The following is a 17,819-nucleotide window of genomic DNA, read 5'->3' as shown; positions in this document are numbered from 1 at the left end:
ATGGTGAGTAACCATTCGTTTGATCATGGGGCTGGAATGTCCGGAGCCTCTGCTTCATGGATGTCCTGGGATTTAATCATAGGTGGCTTAATCTTCGCGCTTCCCATTCTTCTGTATATGGTTGCTGCTAGAGTCTCCAATCGAAACTACCGAACTTGGCCGGTCTATCGTTATGTGTGCTGGATTGCGGGAATGCTTTGCGTTGGTTTGCCGCTGATCGGTCCGCTCGCGCGACTCGCCCCTGCGAACTTCACGATTCACATGCTCGGACATCTGCTGCTTGGTATGCTGGGGCCGCTGTTGATTGCATTCTCCGCTCCGATGACGCTGCTGCTCAGGTCTACCCCATTACCAGTCGCGAGACGGATCACTCGTGTGCTGAAGAGCAATCCAGCTCGAATCGTTGCTCATCCGGCGGTAGCGGCCTTGTTGAATATCGGTGGACTATGGGTCCTGTACACAACGGGCCTATTCATGGATATGCATCATAGTCTTTTGCTTCATATTGTAGTGCATTTTCATGTTTTTGCAGCCGGGTATATATTTACGGTATCTATGATTTACGTAGATGTGGCTCCGCACCGTCGCAGCTTCCAGGCTCGTGCGATCATCCTGATCATCGCCATTGCCGGACATGGAATACTCTCCAAATACATATATGCCCATCCGCCAGACGGCGTCTCTTCGGAACAGGCCAAGCTCGGCGGAATGCTGATGTATTACGGCGGCGACGCGATTGAGCTCATTCTAGTGTTTTGGCTGTGTATGCAATGGTATAAGTCGGCGCGCCCGCGACCTGCTGCATCCATCCTCCAAGCCTTGGATTAATCGCCGTTTACCGGATTGTGCTTGGTGTCACTCGTCTCCTCCGGCAGCAGGTTAGATATGCTTGGTACATTGCGCGGCTTATATTCTATGAGTTCAGAAGAGTAGATGGCAACGGTCATTCTTCCCCCATTACCGAATGCCCGGATGAGGATAGGCTGATTATAGGCGTTCTCAAAAACAAAATCCGGGCCTCCCCAGCTCACCGTAGCATCGCGCCCCGGCAGCACATAAGGGACGTTCCGGCTGTGAGAGTAGCGCTTTACAATCTGCAAGCCTGCACGGTCAATGGCGTTATACAATGTAGAAGAAACCTGACAGATCCCTCCTCCTACTCCCTCTGATAACTCACCTCTGACGATAACACCGGCACGTCTGTAACCTCTGTCCACTGTTCTCATGCCAACCACCTGATTAAAAGAGAAGGTTTCTCCGGGGAACACGACTGCACTGTCAATCGCCTGGGCAGCTAATGCTATATTATGGGAACGATTTTTGTTGTTGGAATTAAAATAGGTGACATAGTAACCCTATCGGTTTAACCCGAATGGAGGCAAGAAGCTCGGTATCCACCTTCGGATATATCGGATACCTTGGCGCTTCGACGGTAGCGCCCCCAGTCCCGTACCAATACGAATAATATCGTTCCAGCAGTTTGCGTCGATCCAGTCTATGACCATTCTGCCCCGGAATGATTTGGCCGCTGCTGCCAATCCGGGCATTCCTGGCTTGCAGATAGGTTTTCCGATCAAGCGCATCCACCCATTGATTGTATTTATCCATATCCAGCAGCGGGAATACATCAAGTGCATGTTCGCTTCGGTTCACGCTGGCCATGACTTTGCCTTCTTGCGTTATCATTAAATTGTTGTTTTCCGGTTCATCCCCTTGCAAGAGCATAAACAATAGACCGAAGACTGACATCCATCTCAAGCTGGTTCACCTGCTTTATCTTTGTGTTTTTCTCTTCTTTCGGTTTACGTGATATGTCCGGTTTCGTTTACTCTCTGGTATTATGATTGCATTACAGGTAATTCATTCAGATTGTTTTATAAAGCAAAGAAAACCCGCACCATGTAATGTGCGGGTTTCTTTATATGTTCTGACTTTAATTTACAGTGAGACCGGAGTCTCTTTCCTATGGCTAAAGGGCATAACAAGGAACAGGAACGAGCTTACAGCCAGCAATTCTGCAATCCCGATAACCGTTCCCATAGGTGCAGCAGTTGTTCCGTCTCCCAGGCCCACAAGTGGACTTGCGGCTGCGCCTAATAACAAAGGTAGTAATCCAAGAAGCGCGGACGCACTGCCTGATGTATGAGCTGCTTGCTTCTGCATCGCCAGTGATGTTGTTGTTGCACTGACCATGCCGACGGCAGAAACAATCAGAAATAACATCGGGGCAATCAGCAGCAATCCGCCGCCGAGCCAGGTGATCGCGAACAGCGAAGTCCCGCCAAAGGCCGCAATGATGAGTCCCGTTGTCAACAATTTGGTTTCCCCTGTGCGAGAGGCCAATCTACCCGTAATTTGAGAGAACAGCACAATGCCAACCCCATTAACGGCAAAGAACAGGCTGTACATTTGAGGGGATACGCCGAAGATATCCTGCAGCACGAATGGTGACCCTGAGATATACGCAAACATCGCGGCGGACACGAACGCTTGAGAGAGCGCATAGCCGACAAATACGCGGTCCCGAATCAGCGTACCGAAGGTACGGAAGGTTTGTTTGATCCCTCCATTGGCCCTTTTCTCCCGATTGAGCGTTTCCGGAAGACCAAACCATACCGCGAGCAGCATAAGCAATCCAATCAGGAACAGGACGACAAAAACGCCGCGCCAAGAGACGAAATTAAGGATAAACGCTCCGAATACTGGAGCGATAATGGGTGCCAAACCATTGATCAGCATCAGCAATGTAAAAAACTTGGTCAGCTCCGAACCGGTGTATAAATCCCGGACGACAGCTCTGGATATGACGATACCGGCTGCTCCACTTGCTCCCTGTACAAATCGAAGCGCAACCAGAACCCATATACTTGGGGCAAACGCACAGAGCAAAGAGGTAATGGAATAAATAATCAAGGATATGATGAGTGGTGCTCTTCTCCCCCGAATATCGCTGAGTGGGCCTGCTACAAGCTGTCCTAGTGCGAGACCAAGTAGAAATGCCGTCAGGCTTAATTGGGCCAACGATGCTGGCGAACCCAAACTCTCGGAGAGTTTAGGCAGTGCAGGTAAATACATATCAACGGAAAGTGGCCCGAAAGCCGAAAGAGATCCGAGAATCAAGGCAAACTGAAGCCTCTTCCTGCGAGATAGAACCATGGTTGAACCGGCTTCTTTCGTGGACATCGACATACGTCTGTTACTTCCTTTCTGCAACACATTGATGCATGAGTATATAATTTTTGCAAAACCATGTTGGATTTGCTAAACAACTATCCTATCATAGGATATATTTCGGTCGATTGCCATCCAAATTTTCTAAGCCAGTGGAATCCGCAGGGTAAACGTCGTGCCGATCCCTAGCTCGCTGTGAACCGTTATTCTGCCGCCATGGTCCTCTACAATTTTTTGACACAGGGACAGCCCAAGGCCGGTCCCTTCTTCTTTGGTTGTATAGAACGGATCAAAAATCTTGACCAGATTTTCATCAGCAATGCCTTTTCCGGTATCCTCAACTTCCACGACAGCCATTCGTTCTTCCGCCCTGAGCGAGAGTCGGACAGTACCGGTGTGCTCCATCGCTTGAAAAGAATTACGGATCAGGTTGATGAGAACCTGAATGATCTTATCACGGTCCATGACAATCTTAATCGGCTCATCACTTAAGTCCAGCCTAAACAAATGACCGCGCGAAGCTGCTTCGGATTCACACAAGGAATAGACCCGGGTCAAACAATCCGTTAGTGATTCAACCCTCATATTGCTGGCATGCGGCTTGGAAAAGTGCAAAAATTCTGCCGTAAGCTCCCCTACCCGCGTGATTTCCCCCATAATGACCTCATACCAAGGCTGAATGTTATAACCTTGATTTTTGGAGAGTTGGATGAAGCCTTTAATAGAGGTAAGCGGATTCCGAATTTCATGGGCCATTCCGGCAGCCAATTCCCCGACCATCTTCATCTTTTCAGTTCGGATCATTTCCTCCTGACCTCTCATCCAGGAATTTCGCCGCATTTGAAATATCCGGTCCTCTGCCGTGCTGATCATCTCTTGATAAGTTAAGGCTTCATGAGGGTAACAAGTGATGCTATAGGTCACCTGTACGCCGATACTTTCAAAATTGAACAAGCTGCTGTCGATGTTGACATGCTCGGGGAGCAGCACAGCAAAGCGATCCCCTGCATATCGGGAGGCTGCCAGCATATCACTCAGGAACAGCCTGCGCAGCGCACGAGAGAAGTTGATCAGAATCTCATTGGCTGTGGAGATGTCCTTCGCATTTAACGATTTAAAATTGTTGATGTCGAGCAGCACCAACTGAAAAGGCTTGTTCAACTCAACGAGATGCTGGACTTTATGCAAATATCCATCATAATTCAGTAGCCCCGTCAAGGGATCGTGATAGGTCAAATAATCGTTTTGCTTATATAACTTCTTCTTCTCCGATTCGAGAAAGTTTACAAAGTGAAAAGAAACCACGATGACAAAGGAAGACAAACAATCAAATACAGCGACCAGTATGTTGTACTTTGTAATCGGCACATAAGTCAGACGAATAATGGAATATTGAAGGATCATAAGAAGGCACAGCGGCAACGATTCTATGAAACGCTCTTTTTTATGAATGAGGTTGATGATGAGTATGTAATACAACAAGATACACCAATTCAAATGACTGACAAAATGAAACGCCCCGAGAAAGAGAAATTGAATATTTCGAAGCCATTTGAACTTTCGATCAAAAATAACGGATGCATACAGTAACGATGCCGTGAGCAGCATCATAGGGATTGACGTTTGATATCCAAGATAAACCGATGACACCATAATAAAAACCGATATCAATGGAACAAATAGGAGCTTAAGTACTATAAAAGACAAAGCGAATCACTCCTAAACCACTATTACTGGCGCAAAATGTAGAAATCACGGAGGCAAGTTTCACCAAATATGGTACACCATATGTATGCGTCTGAACAGCAGGAAAACACGACTTTCAAAAAAAGCAACCGTGAATCTCTTTCAGGAAATCGTGTTTATTCCTGCTAACAAGCTCGTTTTTCCGGCTAGATTTCCTCGAACCGAATCGATATGAACTGATGGGTTGTCGGATGAAACGCAACGGTTACATATACGCCAAATTCACGAGCCCCCTCCTTAAGCCAAAGTTTAAACTTCTCCTCCGCCAGTTCACTAGAGATCTTGGTTCTTCCCATATAGAGGTAGTCGACTACATCCATATTGTATTTACGCTTTGCTTCCGTGACGGCAAGAGTTCCCCACGTGGCGTAAGCAGGGTCTTTGCTGTTCACCGCTTGGGTCAAGGACTCTGCAATTTCTGTCAATTCCTGCTGCCTGATTTCTGAAGAAGCGCCATTTGCAGCAGTTAAAAGGTATTGCCAGTTCCCCATTTCAAATACGAACAGTTGCAACGTATTGGTCGGCCCCTTGTAAAACTTTGCGGTTGTATGATCTGTCAGCTCCGATTCCTGAAAAGATAGATGTTTCAATTGCTGTTTATTCTCCAGCGGATATAATTCGATTTTGTAGTCATTATCAGGTTTATGTCGGTTAAGATAATGGATCTCCAAGTGCTCGTCCAATCCGCTCTCCATGTCATAACAGCGGCCATACTGATGCGTGAAAGCGACGGGCGGCAACTTCGGCGGTAAGTTAACCGCTGTACCGAAATGTTTCTCACACGCCCTCACTGCCTCCTCCACAAGCTCACCACCGGATTCAAAGATGATCTGCTGATCATAAGAATCCTGAAGTTTGTTAATCCCTTGATCATGATCAGGACTAATCCCAAGCAATAAAGCACCGGCCATTAAGATACTGCCCAACATAGTAAACCTCCTCTTTACACTTCTAGATACAATCTGGCTTCGTCTCTCAAGCCTAGGATTCCCGCTAACGGTCTTCCTAATTCGATATGGGATTCGTTGGATAGATCCAGGGCAAAGTACGCACACTATGACAGACTATGCAGGAATCCGAGGTGTAAAGACGTGGGAATGAAGCAGAAGTTAAAATCCATCTTTCTGGTCAACCATGAGCATGCCGATAAAGGTCCGGCTCAAGAAAATCAACAGGACCCTCATCCTCAGGAGGGAGGAACGCTGACACTGCAGCATATCATCGATCAATTTGATCATGCCGCCGATTTTGTCCATAAATCCTATCTTAATGAACGTCTGCATGTTCTGTATTTCAGTCATTTAGTCAATGAGGATCGGCTGGAGCGTGATCTGCTTCCCCCTGTGTTGACCGCTGAAGCGCCGCTTGCGTTGTTAACGGAACAATCCCAATTTAAACCAGTAACGGATACCAAAAAATGTGTTGAAGGCATTCTTAGCGGCATGGCGGCTATCTTCTACGAGGAAAATGCATTCATGATCGATGTCATATTCCCGGTGTCCCGTACGGTTGCAGAATCCGAAACGGAATCCATCATTATCGGGCCGCACGAGGCGTTTACCGAGCAAGCTTATACGAATCTGTCTTTAATTCGAAAGAGAGTTCAGAGTTCTCATCTCAAAGTCATTAAACTTTCCGTGGGAGAAGTCTCGAAATCAGATGTCTATGTTCTGTACGTCAAGGACATCACGAATGAGAAATATGTAAATGAAGTGATAAAGCGAATTAAGGATATTGAAATCGATGCTATACATGATACGAACATGCTAATTCAGTGCATTGATGATGCTCCTTATTCGATCTTCACACAATTCCTGACCACCGAGCGCCCGGATACGATTGCATCCAAGCTGGTTTCAGGTCGAGTCGTCGGGATTATGGACGGGAGTCCGACTGCCTTCAGCGCTCCGGTCAACTTTTTTGAGTTCTTCTCATCCTCCGATGATTATTACCAGAGGTGGAGCATTGGTACAGCGACCTTGTTCCTGAGGTTTGCAGCGCTCATCATCACGGTGACATTGACGGCCCTTTACGTCTCGGTGACCTCTTTTCACTATGAAATGATTCCACAGAATCTACTCCTGACATTAACCGAGTCCAGAAGCAGAGTGCCTTTCCCCCCGATCTTTGAAGCACTTCTGATGGAGACAACCATTGAGCTTCTAAGGGAGGCCGGGGCCAGACTACCCACCAAGATCGGTCAGACTATTGGTATCGTAGGCGGTATCGTCATAGGACAAGCTGCCGTGCAGGCAGGATTAACCAGTAACATTCTGATTATCGCCGTCGCTTCCTCGGCTATTGCCTCCTTTGTTATTCCCAATTATGTCATGAGCGCTTCTTTTCGCCTGCTCCGATTCGGACTCATCATTATGGCAGGATTTTGGGGCAATCTGGGTCTGGCCTTTGGACTGGCGTATATCGTCGTTCACCTTAGCGGTTTGACGAGTATTGGCAGCTCTTATTTATCGCCAATTGCTCCTTTTGAGCCCTATGACTGGAAAGACGTATTTATGAGATTGCCTTTTTCCACCCTGGCCAAGCGGCCAACTCAAGTTAAAACGAGAAACAAAGAGAAGTTAAAAATGAAGAGGTGAGGACAATTGAAAGAAAAACTATCCCAATTTCATACAGCGATCCTCATCTATATGATTCAAACGGGCGTCTACGTATTCAGCATCGCGCAGATCGAAGCCCAGTATTTCGGGACAAATGGCTGGCTTGTTGTGATCCCGATATCCATTCTGGTCTGTCTCAATATTTACCTAATCTATTGGGTGTATCGGCTGGGCAAAGGTCAATCGATCTTTGAAATACTGGAGAAAAGCATCCCCAAGTTCATCCTGGTCCCCTTCTATCTGGCTTTTAGCATGGTATGGGCACTACTCGGCTGTCTCGTTGCTAAGGAATATGTGCTGATTTTTCAGATGTTTGCCTTCCCGACAACCGACCCGATGGTATTCAAGATTGCGATCGATGTTCTAGCCTTTATGCTGCTGACCAAAGGACTCTATAACATTTCCAAGGCTTCGACTGTTTTCTTCTGGTGCACCATTTGGATGAGTTTGCTGCTTATTTACTATACTGGGGAATTCAGATTCGAGCGATTAACGCCTTATATTTTTCAAGACAGCTACAATATGACCGAAGGATTCTTTCATATCTATTTGGCATATATGGGATATGAGCTGTGTTTACTATTCTTTCCCTACACCGATAAGAAGACGAAATTGTTCAGGGCCGTTATTTACGGTCATCTTATTCGTACAGTATCCTACGTTCTCTTGGGTTTTGTCTCGTTTGGAGTCATTGGCAGCGATATGTTGAAGGTTATGTTGTTTCCATTACTCGATTTATTGGCTTATATCAAGCTGCCGTTCATGGAGCGAATTGAGAATCTCTTCTACGGCTTCTTCCTGTTCACCACCATCATCACCCTCGTCCTTTACTTTTGGGCAGCCGGTGAGAGCACCTTACGAGTTTTCCCGAAGATCAAAATCAATGTTCACTATTTCTTTATCATTCTTTTTGCCTTGCTCATATCCTACATTCCAACCGTATTGAATACCATTCGAAAATGGATTTTGTATCTGGGTTATATCCAGATCGGATTCGCCTATATTGTACCGGTGATACTAATCATTCTGCTGCTATGGCAGCAGCGAAAAAAAGGCAGCGTGATGTGATATGTTAAAAAAATGTACCTGTTTGCTCCTCCTGCTGTGTATCATCCCTTTATCAGGTTGCGGAGATCAGCGGATACTGGAAGATCTCGGTTTCATCCAGACCACCAGTTACGATTTACTGCCGGATGGCAAACTAGCCATCTCGGTCTCGATTCCGCAAGCGGATCCGGAAACCACCGCAAAACGGGAGGTATTGACGGCGACCGCCAATAGCAGCAAAGAAGCGAAAATGATCATGTCCAGGAGAACGGGGATGCTGCTGGTAAGCGGACAAATCCGCAACGTATTGTTCGGCCTTTCGATGGCGGAAAATGGACTTCATGGACATCTGGACACCTTGTTCAGAGATCCCTCCATTTCATCACAGGTCAAAGTGAGTGTGGTTGAAGGACATGCAGGCGAACTGTTGATTGACGATTACAGGCAGCATCCGCGTACTGGTCGATATATCGACATGCTGCTTGAAAAAGAAGCGCTGGGGCAGACGATTCCAAAGGTAACTTTGTTCAACTTTGCCAGGGATTTTTTCGATCAGGGTGTAGACCCCGTTGCTCCGATTATTAAGAAGCATGAGAATAATTACATTACGACGAATGGAATCGCATTATTTCGAGATGATCGTTATGTAACGAAGATCGAACCTCAGGATGCATTGGTCTTCGCTTTTCTGAGAGGCAAATTCAGAGATGGCCAAATTAATATCGAACTGTCGGAGCCCGGTGACACGAAGGAAAACGTCATGTTCAGTTCATTGATCAGCTCACGTAAAGTTAAAGTCACCCGTGGAGCTCAGGGCGTTGACAAAGTTACGTATCATATTAAAGTGACCGGCACTGTTCTGGAATACATCGGCGATGCCAGATTGAGCAACGACCGGGAAAGGCATGAGCTGGAGAAGCGAATCAGTAAGTATATTTCGAAAAAAGGCGATCGGATCATTACGCTCATGAAACAGCATCAGGTAGACAACCTCGGAATAGGAACAGTTGTCCGTAACCGCGTTGGCTATGCGCAGTGGAAAAAGATGAACTGGCGACAGGAGCTTCAGAAGCTGCCGGTGGAATGTTTGGTTGAAGTGCATATTAAAGATTACGGCAAGTTTCGATAAAATGGGAAAGGCCCGAATAGGGTCTTTTTGTGCTTATAAGAAATCCTCTATCACGCTTGGAGTTAATCTGATGGAGAAGTGAAGTAAATGTAATAAAACCTTACATTCATATTGACTATTTATTTAGGTAGTGCTACATTTATCCAAAACAAACACCATTATGCATCATTTTTTTCTATACACACCCCTAGGTGTGTAATGTATTCTAACAAACACAATGTAAAAGGAGTGGCTAGGATGCATCTCACTTACCAGGAAAGAGACAAATTATTGCTTTTCCTCGCGTCGGAACTAGCGCAGAAACGGTTAGCCCGCGGCTTGAAATTGAACTACCCGGAAGCGGCCGCACTCATTTCAGGTTATGTTGTTGAAGGAGCTCGTGACGGTAAGTCTGTAGCCGAATTAATGGAAGAAGCACGTCATGTGCTGTCAGCGGATCAAGTGATGGACGGCGTCGCCTACTTGCTTAGGGAAGTTCAGGTCGAAGCCACCTTTGTGGACGGTACCAAGCTGGTCAGCGTACATGACCCGATTCAAGGCGCGTCGGACGCACCCGGCATTATTGCAGGCGAATACGACCTGCGAGATGAGCCGATTGAGCTGGTACCCGGCCGCCCTCGCATTATGCGTGAAGTCACCAACAGTGGAGACCGACCGATTCAGGTAGGGTCGCACTTCCATTTTTACGAATGCAATCCCGCCTTGTTATTTGATCGGAACGGCACGCAGGGATACAGGCTAGATATTGCTTCCGGATTGTCGACCAGGTTCGAACCCGGGGAAACCTTGGAGGTCACGCTTGTTCAAATTGGCGGCAGCCAGGAGATTCACGGTTTTGCAGGTTTAACGAACGGAAAAACCAATGGGGTGGTGAGCTTATGACAACAATTGATCGTGCTGCCTATGCCAGCATGTACGGGCCTACAACTGGGGATCGGGTAAGGCTGGCTGACACCTCCCTCTGGCTTGAGATCGAGAAGGATTATACCGTCTACGGGGATGAATGCGTATTTGGCGGCGGTAAAGTGATACGTGACGGCATGGGACAGCATCCCCTCGCGACCCGCGCGGAAGGCGCACTGGATTTGGTCATTACGAATGCCGTCATTATCGATACTTGGGGAATTGTTAAAGCGGATATCGGGATCAAGGACGGGTTCATCTGCGGTATCGGAAAAGCGGGAAATCCACTCATGATGGATGGAGTCACCGAAGGTATGATTATCGGTGTGGGCACCGAAGTTATCTCCGCCGAGAACATGATCGTAACAGCTGGCGGTGTGGATTCGCATGTGCACTTCATTAGTCCGCAGCAAGTCGAAATCGCGCTCCAAAGCGGTGTCACTACCTTTGTTGGGGGAGGCACCGGGCCTGCTACGGGAACTCTGGCAACCAATTGTACTTCCGGGGTATGGAATCTGCAGCGGATGCTGCAGGCGACGGATGCTCTTCCGATTAATATGGTGTTTCTGGGCCGCGGGAATAGCAGCCGTCCGGAAGCGCTGGCGGAACAAGTCCATGCAGGTGCGGCCGGACTCAAAATTCACGAAGACTGGGGCAGCACGCCCTATGTGATTGACAAATGCTTAAACGTTGCCGAAGAACTGGATGTGCAGGTTAACATCCATACCGATACGCTGAATGAAGCGGGTTTTGTTGAAGACAGCTTGCGCTCCTTTAACGGACGGGCGATTCATACCTATCATACCGAGGGTGCGGGAGGCGGTCACGCCCCGGATCTGCTGCGGGTAGCATCCATGCCGAATGTCCTCCCCTCCTCGACCAGTCCGACCATGCCCTATACGGTAAATACGGTTGACGAACATCTGGATATGCTGATGATTTGCCATCATCTTGATCCGCGTATTCCGGAGGATGTTGCCTTTGCCGCATCAAGGATCCGGGCAGAGACCATTGGGGCTGAAGATATACTCCATGACATTGGAGCGATCAGCATGACCAGCTCCGATTCACAAGCGATGGGCCGTGTAGGTGAAGTCGCTATTCGCACATGGCAAACGGCGGACAAAATGAAACAACAGCGCGGTTCGCTAGGATCGGATACAAAATCGGACAATTTCCGAATCAAGCGCTACATCGCCAAATACACCATTAACCCTGCCATGACCCATGGCATATCCGATTACGTTGGCTCCATCGAAGTCGGGAAAATGGCCGACCTCGTACTCTGGAAACCCGCCTTCTTCGGAGCCAAGCCGGAGATCGTACTGAAGAGCGGCATGATCGTACACGCGGTCATGGGCGATCCGAACGCTTCCATCGCTACACCGCAGCCTTATATGTATCGGCCGATGTTCGGCAGCTATGGCGGAGCGCAGGCTGCACTAAGCGCAACATTCGTATCCCAGTCCTCCCTGCAGCTGGGCACGCTTGATCCATTAGGATTATGCAAACAGCTACTGCCTGTTCGGAACTGCCGAACCGTAAGAAAGGCCGACCTGGTTCACAATGGTGAGACACCGGAAATTATGGTCGATCCGGTGACTTATGCGGTAACCGTTAACGGTGAGAAGCTGACAAGCGCCCCATCCTCCCACCTGCCTTTATCGCAGCGTTATTTCCTGGTTTAACGAATACGTGAAATAAAATCCTCTCAAATAAAGCGAATGCACATATCTCTGGCTATGCCGAAACATAAAAACCATGAGCTGCTTGGTATGCAGCTCATGGTTTTGCTTCTCCATCAGAAATTTCTTAGCAGCGAATGCGAGCATGCCGTCTGAAGATCCCTCCAGCAGCGATTGATTTCGGCGTCTTCCATCGCAGCGGATAAACCCAACAACGGGAACAACCGCTGGCCGCAGGATAACGCGGTTTGGGCTGCTGCTATGCTGCGGGCGGTTACCTCTACTTCCGTTGCATTCGATATTTCACCATTACGCAGCAGCTCATCCCATGAGCTTTCCACCGTCTTATAAAAATCCGATACGGATAGCTCCAAAGCAGCCTTACGCTCCTCCAGCTTGCTGAACACATGAGAAGAGCTACCTCGCTGTGTCGCAAGCGATTCTGCTGCCTCAAGGAAATGCTCGGCGATGCCTGCAGCGACGCCAGCAAAAGATACTTGAGCAAACGGAAGGAAGGGATATTGATAGATCGTTTCGTTCTCATACGCTTGGATTTCCGTAAGGGAGAACGTCATCTCCACCGGCACGAACGCCTCCACAGCGGATATCGTATGACTCGCCGTTGCCCGCAGTCCGAAGGCATTCCAATCCTCCAGAATCTCGATTTGATCAGGATTCAGGATAAAGGATCGAATATGGGACTCGTCCTGGTCCGCAGTCGGTACATCAACTGCATCTTGTACTGTGGAACCCGGTTCAATAACTGCATTGGCTGTAAAGGTCGTTGCATAGGTAGAACCGCTGCAATACTTCCAGCTGCCGTTCACAATATATCCGCCATCTACCTGTCTTGCCGTACCAGTTGGCATCCCGCTGCCCGCAATCACCGCTTCGCGGTGCGCGAATACGCGGCGGCTCACCTCCCGGCTCATCAGCGCAGCGAAGAATCCTCCACCTGCACCAATCGTAACCAGCCATCCCAGGTTGCCGTCGATCCTGGCACTCTCCTGAAAAATGCGCGCAGCCTCCGGCAGTGAGGTCATTCTTCCTTCAAGCTCATCGGGCACAAACAAGTGAAACAAACGATGATCATATATTGCTGCCAACACTTCGGGTGTTACTTGTCGACGCTTGTCCATCCCAAGCGCTTGTTCTCTTATCGTTTGAATCTGCTGTGCTGTAAATAACATAACTCCACCGCTTTCCACTTTCATTTCTTAGTCTGAATGATATAACAATTAAGGCCTTGTTCGAATGTGTTTCATCTATTCTTTCGGAGCCGTTTCATCGATCTGGGATAACACCTTCTCCAGGGAACCCATCAAGGATATACGTTGTTCTTGATGATGTTGATACGAACTCATAAAGCCCTCGATTTGAGATTGGATGCTGGTCGTAACAGCTTCTTGGTTGGTGGAAACAGATGCTCCCAGACCCTCTGCATCCAATTGGCGTAGTTCTTCCATGAATCCACTCTCTGCAATGTTAATTTCCATCATCTCATGCAGCAGCGACTTCAGCTTCACGATCTTAGCCAAGCGTTGTTCATGGCTCCACTGTTCCTCGGGAGTCGATGCATCCACAAGAGATATGCTGTAATTTCGCATGGCATCCAGCTCGCCAGAGTAGGTTAATGCACCTTCCTGTATCAGGTGGCGAACCCGATACTCGATAAAAGAGTCGGAAACGGTTAATTCACCCATGCCGATCACCTCGCCAATAATGCGGGCTGATTTCTTGAAGAACCCATGTCTGGCCTCAAGACGATAAGTTGCTTGCAGAATATCTGTATCATAGTAAGCTTCAGGAACGGTGCACAGCCGCTCGCCTTGAAGGACGCGCAGGAACCCATCGTCGTTTATGAGACGCTGCCAATCCGCACGATAGCCAGCCTGATCCTGCGACGACAATGGAACTTGCTCGGCTGTATCCAGCACCATTTGAAGTTTATCTGAAGACATCTCAAACGTTCCCCGATACCAACTGTTTGGATCTTGCTGACGATGAACGCTTGTCGCATTTACCAATATGACTTCAGGATGATCTGGTATCAGAGACAACAACCTGCGTAAACCTAGCTGTTCCGAAGCGGAATCGCCAGCCCATATCAAGCACGGCATCTCGGTCAGCTGCTGGGGCCAGGTCAGCCAATCGAAGGCGGCTTGCAGCATCGTTAATTTTCTATCTTCCACATGAGCAATGCTGTATCGTTCCTGAAACCACTTATTTCGGGTAGAGAACGAACGGGAAAAATCATGGTCTTTGGGAAGCGGCCCTACCATAAGGTTATCGCCCAATGTAACCACGATCTCTCCCGGTTTCGAGCGCAGCATCATCTTTAATGACCCTGCCGTTGAATCATCGAAGGCAATATGGACACGTGATACATTACGGCGATGAATCGGGGATTCGTGCAGGTAGGCTTCATTCCCCATCGCCCACTCTTTATCGAATAACTGGAGAAAGAGCTCGAGACTCTGATGCTTGCCATCTGCGAGCAGCCTTGCCGATTCCGTATTCATTTTATCCTTCAGCTTCAGAAGCTTTTCATGGAAATGGTTAATGGCCGTGCTTTTGCCTTTTCGATATTCCTCTCGTGTCATATGCTGCCGAAGGGAAATGCATGGATCGTACATGCTTTGTCCCTTCCATCCGGAATAAGCGAAAGTACGGGCAATCCCAATTGCGCCAATCGCATCCAGACGATCTGCATCCTGTACAATTCGTCCTTCCAATGTACGCATGACGCTCCCCGTTCCGCCTGAGAACGACATCGTACTGATAATCTCCAGCACGTTCTCCTGGTCAGATGCTTCAACACCGGCTTGGTTCAACCATTGCTGAACCCGCTCATAACCCGCTTCCTTTGATTCATTCAGCTTCTCGTCAGCAACGTCATGTAGGTAGGCTGACAACTCACATATGTATGCATTCGCCCCTTCAAGATAAGCTAGGAGTCGGGCGATGCGGGTGACACGCTGAACATGCCACCAATCATGACCGCTGGAATCTTGTCCGTGCACGGAACGTGCAAAATCTTGAGCTTGCTGAATGATATGACTATGAGTCGATTTCATCTGATTTATTTTCTCCCATCTAAACGTTCCGGCTTTTGCCTCTAGGTTCTATTATTCCCGATTTACCAGAACGTCGCAACTAACAGTATGTTATAGGCTGTTGTATCCGCCTAGCGCTTGCGGGCATACGATAAACAGGATTGGGTTTAACGAATTGGGTTTAACAACGGCAAAGATAAAGATATAGATATAGAAAGGAACTGAACGGTTATGCTGGTGTTTATTCTTCCAGGTTCATATCCCCATTTAAGCGAGAATACCGCAGCCTCGATAAAACGCGTTTTCCCCGCTGCCCTTCCTGTGATAATTCCTAGTGAAGAATTGACCGGATCGATCCTGAATGAGACACTTGCCCGGGAGATTAAGCCGTGGTTCATAACGCTCCATGCCGGAGATACTGTCCAGCCTCATGCCAAGGAAGAGATTGAACGTTGGCTGAGGTCCTGTAACGAGTACTCTGCCGGCTATATCATGAATCCAGCTTCGAATATAGATCAGTTGTCACCATCCAGGAACAGATACGTTTCACCTTTACGGATTCCCCGTGGTCCGCTGTTATGGCGCACGAAGACTGTTATGAACGGACAGACACCGGGTTTCAGAACTAGAGAGCAGTTGCCATTCCAGAGGTACGTATTGATCGATAAACAATTCGAGCTATCCACGCGGTATGAATGGACGGAAGTTGATTCCGATGGATTCTTGTACCTTCAACGCCAGGCGCCCGCCTGGATGAAAGAAGCTGAGGAATGGCAGGCCTTATTCCCTCTTCTCGAAGCTGGTGCCCAAGAACAATCACAGCCACCGGATATTGACTGCCCTCCTCTGGTGACTATTGCTTTGTGCACCTATAATGATGGCGTTTATCTTCCTTGGGCTGTGCGGTCCGTATTAGCGCAGACCCTCGGGGCATGGGAGCTTGTGATTCTCGATGACGGGTCAACCGATGCAGAGACCGCACATTATCTGATGAGACTGCCTCAGGATCCACGCATTAAGCTGATTCGGCAAGAAGAGAATATAGGCAAATCACGAGCTCTGAACAGAATATTGAATATAGCAAAAGCCCCCTGGTTACTGGAGCTGGATGCCGATGACTGGCTTGCTCCTGATGCGCTGGAGATCCTCCTGAGGGCGTCTGGCAGCCAACAGGATACCGCCGTCGTTTATGCTAATCATACGGAGTGGCTGGAGCGAGCAAATAAACAGCTCGTGTATCAAGGAGTTAAAGCAGCGCCCTCTTCCTTGTCTCCTTATGTGCTGCTGCACGAGGCCCCAGCCGTAGCTCCGCGCATGTTCAATGTTCCCATACTTAAGCAGGTCGATGGCTGGGATCCTCATACTCTCTTTGAAGGGAGATTGTATGAGGATATCGGACAATTAATGAAGCTATCCGGTACACACAAGCTATGCCACGTAGCGGAGGCATTATACCACCGAAGACTAAGAATGACCAGCTTGACGCATCGACACCCCCATCATTACTTGAAATGGAAGAATTCCATTATTGACGAGACCGAAACACTGAAACATGGCAATCCTTCAGAGAGGCAGAATGCGCACGAATGAAATACTCTCATTAAGCACAGTGACCACTTGAGAAGTAGGGATATAATTCGAGCTTACCACTTCCACTGTAATTAATCCGTCTGCTGAGGACCGTAACTGACCTTGCAGAAATTGATTGACCTGAACAACCTCTACCGTTCTGCCCACGAAAGTAGCCAGAATTTCTGAAAAGTCCATACTATCTGCTTCCTCCCATCTTTTATCAAGCGATAGACAAGAAACTGCGGAGCGGGATTATGACGATACTACCGTTCGGCTCTGCAATCTGAACATAATCTTCTCCAATCGCGATCAGCGTTCCGAATATGGTGCCTGCCGTTGTTTCCACTGTAACCCGGCTGTTCAACCTGCCTCTTAAAAAAGCAATGATGCTGCTGCCTGGACCTGCACCTGGACCCGGACCTACTCCTGGACCTGCACTTGGACCTGCCCCTGGACTTGCTCCACCTCGTAAACCGTTCACCTGCTCTTGAAGCGCATTTAGCCGTTCATTCAATCGAGCAATCTGCAATCGGATTCCTGCAATACTGCGGATGAGCTTTCGACGCAGTGATAAAAATTTACTCCATATCGAATACGAGGTTTTTTTACGCTTTTTCTTTTTTCGGACTGTGATTTCTTTGCATCCCCCATCAAGACTCCTGTTCCAGTATCTCCTCACAAGTGCCCCTCCCTTTGTTTAGTCATTGGTACCTTATGTGAATGCCGGGACAATGGCTACCTGGAAGGTCAAAGATAAGGAAATGGCCTAAATTCCTGGACACCGGAAGCCTGCAATCAGTGGTGCCCTTTCCGATCATTCCCGGTATTTCCCCTTCATCTGGTGTTCTACCCATACAGATATTTGGAATGATACATAGTTTGTTAAATAGAC

The 17,819-nt window shown here is 48.1% G+C and carries 14 protein-coding genes and 1 pseudogene; 7 read left to right on the top strand and 8 right to left on the bottom strand.

The genetic code is table 11. The annotated features are described in order from the left end of the window. Entirely contained in the window at window positions 1-828 is an 828-nt protein-coding gene (locus AK95_RS14285) for a cytochrome c oxidase assembly protein (RefSeq protein WP_481855849.1), read from the top strand. On the opposite strand, the pseudogene AK95_RS14280 reads toward AK95_RS14285, so the two are convergent. From AK95_RS14280 to AK95_RS14265, 4 genes and pseudogenes are all read right to left on the bottom strand, one after another. Further along, a pseudogene (locus AK95_RS14280) lies at window positions 825-1,749 on the bottom strand (VanW family protein). The gene AK95_RS14285 and the pseudogene AK95_RS14280 sit on opposite strands and share 4 nt — an antisense overlap. A gap of 189 nt (window positions 1,750-1,938) precedes the next feature. Then, the gene (locus tag AK95_RS14275; RefSeq protein WP_071220656.1) at window positions 1,939-3,189 is read right to left on the bottom strand and encodes a multidrug effflux MFS transporter; all 1,251 of its coding nucleotides are present in this window, start codon (window positions 3,187-3,189) and stop codon (window positions 1,939-1,941) included. Window positions 3,190-3,315: 126 nt separating this feature from the next. Then, entirely contained in the window at window positions 3,316-4,878 is a 1,563-nt protein-coding gene (locus AK95_RS14270; protein ID WP_071220655.1) for an ATP-binding protein, read from the bottom strand. Window positions 4,879-5,063: 185 nt separating this feature from the next. Continuing rightward, entirely contained in the window at window positions 5,064-5,846 is a 783-nt protein-coding gene (locus AK95_RS14265) for a YqzG/YhdC family protein (protein WP_071220654.1), read from the bottom strand. A gap of 168 nt (window positions 5,847-6,014) precedes the next feature. Between AK95_RS14265 and AK95_RS14260 the strand changes: the two genes are divergently transcribed. From AK95_RS14260 to ureC, 5 genes are all read left to right on the top strand, one after another. Beyond that, a complete protein-coding gene (locus AK95_RS14260; RefSeq protein WP_235613113.1) occupies window positions 6,015-7,514 on the top strand; it encodes a spore germination protein in 1,500 nt (499 codons plus the stop codon). A gap of 6 nt (window positions 7,515-7,520) precedes the next feature. Beyond that, on the top strand, window positions 7,521-8,603 hold the full coding sequence (locus tag AK95_RS14255; RefSeq protein WP_235613112.1) for a GerAB/ArcD/ProY family transporter: 1,083 nt from the start codon (window positions 7,521-7,523) through the stop codon (window positions 8,601-8,603). Window position 8,604: 1 nt separating this feature from the next. Beyond that, window positions 8,605-9,711: a Ger(x)C family spore germination protein gene (locus AK95_RS14250; protein ID WP_071220652.1), complete on the top strand. Its 1,107-nt coding sequence runs from the start codon at window positions 8,605-8,607 to the stop codon at window positions 9,709-9,711. A 237-nt stretch (window positions 9,712-9,948) separates the two neighbouring features. Continuing rightward, complete coding sequence (gene ureA / locus AK95_RS14245) at window positions 9,949-10,593, top strand: urease subunit gamma (protein ID WP_071220651.1); 645 nt, start codon at window positions 9,949-9,951, stop codon at window positions 10,591-10,593. After that, the gene (gene ureC / locus AK95_RS14240) at window positions 10,590-12,302 is read left to right on the top strand and encodes an urease subunit alpha (protein ID WP_071220650.1); all 1,713 of its coding nucleotides are present in this window, start codon (window positions 10,590-10,592) and stop codon (window positions 12,300-12,302) included. Before ureA ends, ureC begins: the two co-directional genes overlap by 4 nt. A 113-nt stretch (window positions 12,303-12,415) precedes the next feature. Here the strand turns inward: ureC and AK95_RS14235 are convergent, their stop codons facing one another. Next, window positions 12,416-13,489 carry an acyl-CoA dehydrogenase family protein gene (locus AK95_RS14235; RefSeq protein WP_235613111.1) on the bottom strand — a complete coding sequence of 358 codons (1,074 nt, stop codon included), beginning with the start codon at window positions 13,487-13,489 and terminating at the stop codon, window positions 12,416-12,418. A gap of 75 nt (window positions 13,490-13,564) precedes the next feature. Beyond that, entirely contained in the window at window positions 13,565-15,376 is a 1,812-nt protein-coding gene (locus tag AK95_RS14230; RefSeq protein WP_071220648.1) for a DUF3658 domain-containing protein, read from the bottom strand. A gap of 210 nt (window positions 15,377-15,586) precedes the next feature. Here AK95_RS14230 and AK95_RS14225 point away from each other — a divergent pair, with 210 nt between their 5' ends. Next, on the top strand, window positions 15,587-16,945 hold the full coding sequence (locus AK95_RS14225) for a glycosyltransferase family 2 protein (RefSeq protein ID WP_083397624.1): 1,359 nt from the start codon (window positions 15,587-15,589) through the stop codon (window positions 16,943-16,945). Here the strand turns inward: AK95_RS14225 and AK95_RS14220 are convergent. Continuing rightward, window positions 16,919-17,122 (bottom strand): hypothetical protein, encoded by a 204-nt coding sequence (locus tag AK95_RS14220; RefSeq protein ID WP_071220647.1) that lies wholly within the window; start codon window positions 17,120-17,122, stop codon window positions 16,919-16,921. The genes AK95_RS14225 and AK95_RS14220 overlap by 27 nt on opposite strands. Window positions 17,123-17,147: 25 nt before the next feature. Further along, window positions 17,148-17,606, bottom strand: a complete 459-nt coding sequence (locus AK95_RS14215; RefSeq protein WP_071220646.1) for a hypothetical protein — start codon at window positions 17,604-17,606, stop codon at window positions 17,148-17,150. Window positions 17,607-17,819: the final 213 nt, after the last annotated feature.

This window comes from Paenibacillus sp. LC231, assembly GCF_001860525.1.
Lineage (GTDB): Bacteria > Bacillota > Bacilli > Paenibacillales > Paenibacillaceae > Paenibacillus_AQ.
Note: the sequence above shows the minus strand (reverse complement) of the source record. Positions and strands in the feature narration are given on the sequence as shown.

Coding starts and splice junctions, on each gene's coding strand:
- AK95_RS14285 (WP_481855849.1), top strand. CDS start 1: ATGGTGAGTAACCATTCGTTTGATCATGGGGCTGGAATGTCCGGAGCC.
- AK95_RS14225 (WP_083397624.1), top strand. CDS start 15,587: ATGCTGGTGTTTATTCTTCCAGGTTCATATCCCCATTTAAGCGAGAAT.
- ureA (WP_071220651.1), top strand. CDS start 9,949: ATGCATCTCACTTACCAGGAAAGAGACAAATTATTGCTTTTCCTCGCG.
- AK95_RS14230 (WP_071220648.1), bottom strand. CDS start 15,376: ATGAAATCGACTCATAGTCATATCATTCAGCAAGCTCAAGATTTTGCA.
- AK95_RS14265 (WP_071220654.1), bottom strand. CDS start 5,846: ATGTTGGGCAGTATCTTAATGGCCGGTGCTTTATTGCTTGGGATTAGT.
- AK95_RS14275 (WP_071220656.1), bottom strand. CDS start 3,189: ATGTCGATGTCCACGAAAGAAGCCGGTTCAACCATGGTTCTATCTCGC.
- AK95_RS14220 (WP_071220647.1), bottom strand. CDS start 17,122: ATGGACTTTTCAGAAATTCTGGCTACTTTCGTGGGCAGAACGGTAGAG.
- AK95_RS14260 (WP_235613113.1), top strand. CDS start 6,015: ATGAAGCAGAAGTTAAAATCCATCTTTCTGGTCAACCATGAGCATGCC.
- ureC (WP_071220650.1), top strand. CDS start 10,590: ATGACAACAATTGATCGTGCTGCCTATGCCAGCATGTACGGGCCTACA.
- AK95_RS14250 (WP_071220652.1), top strand. CDS start 8,605: ATGTTAAAAAAATGTACCTGTTTGCTCCTCCTGCTGTGTATCATCCCT.
- AK95_RS14235 (WP_235613111.1), bottom strand. CDS start 13,489: ATGTTATTTACAGCACAGCAGATTCAAACGATAAGAGAACAAGCGCTT.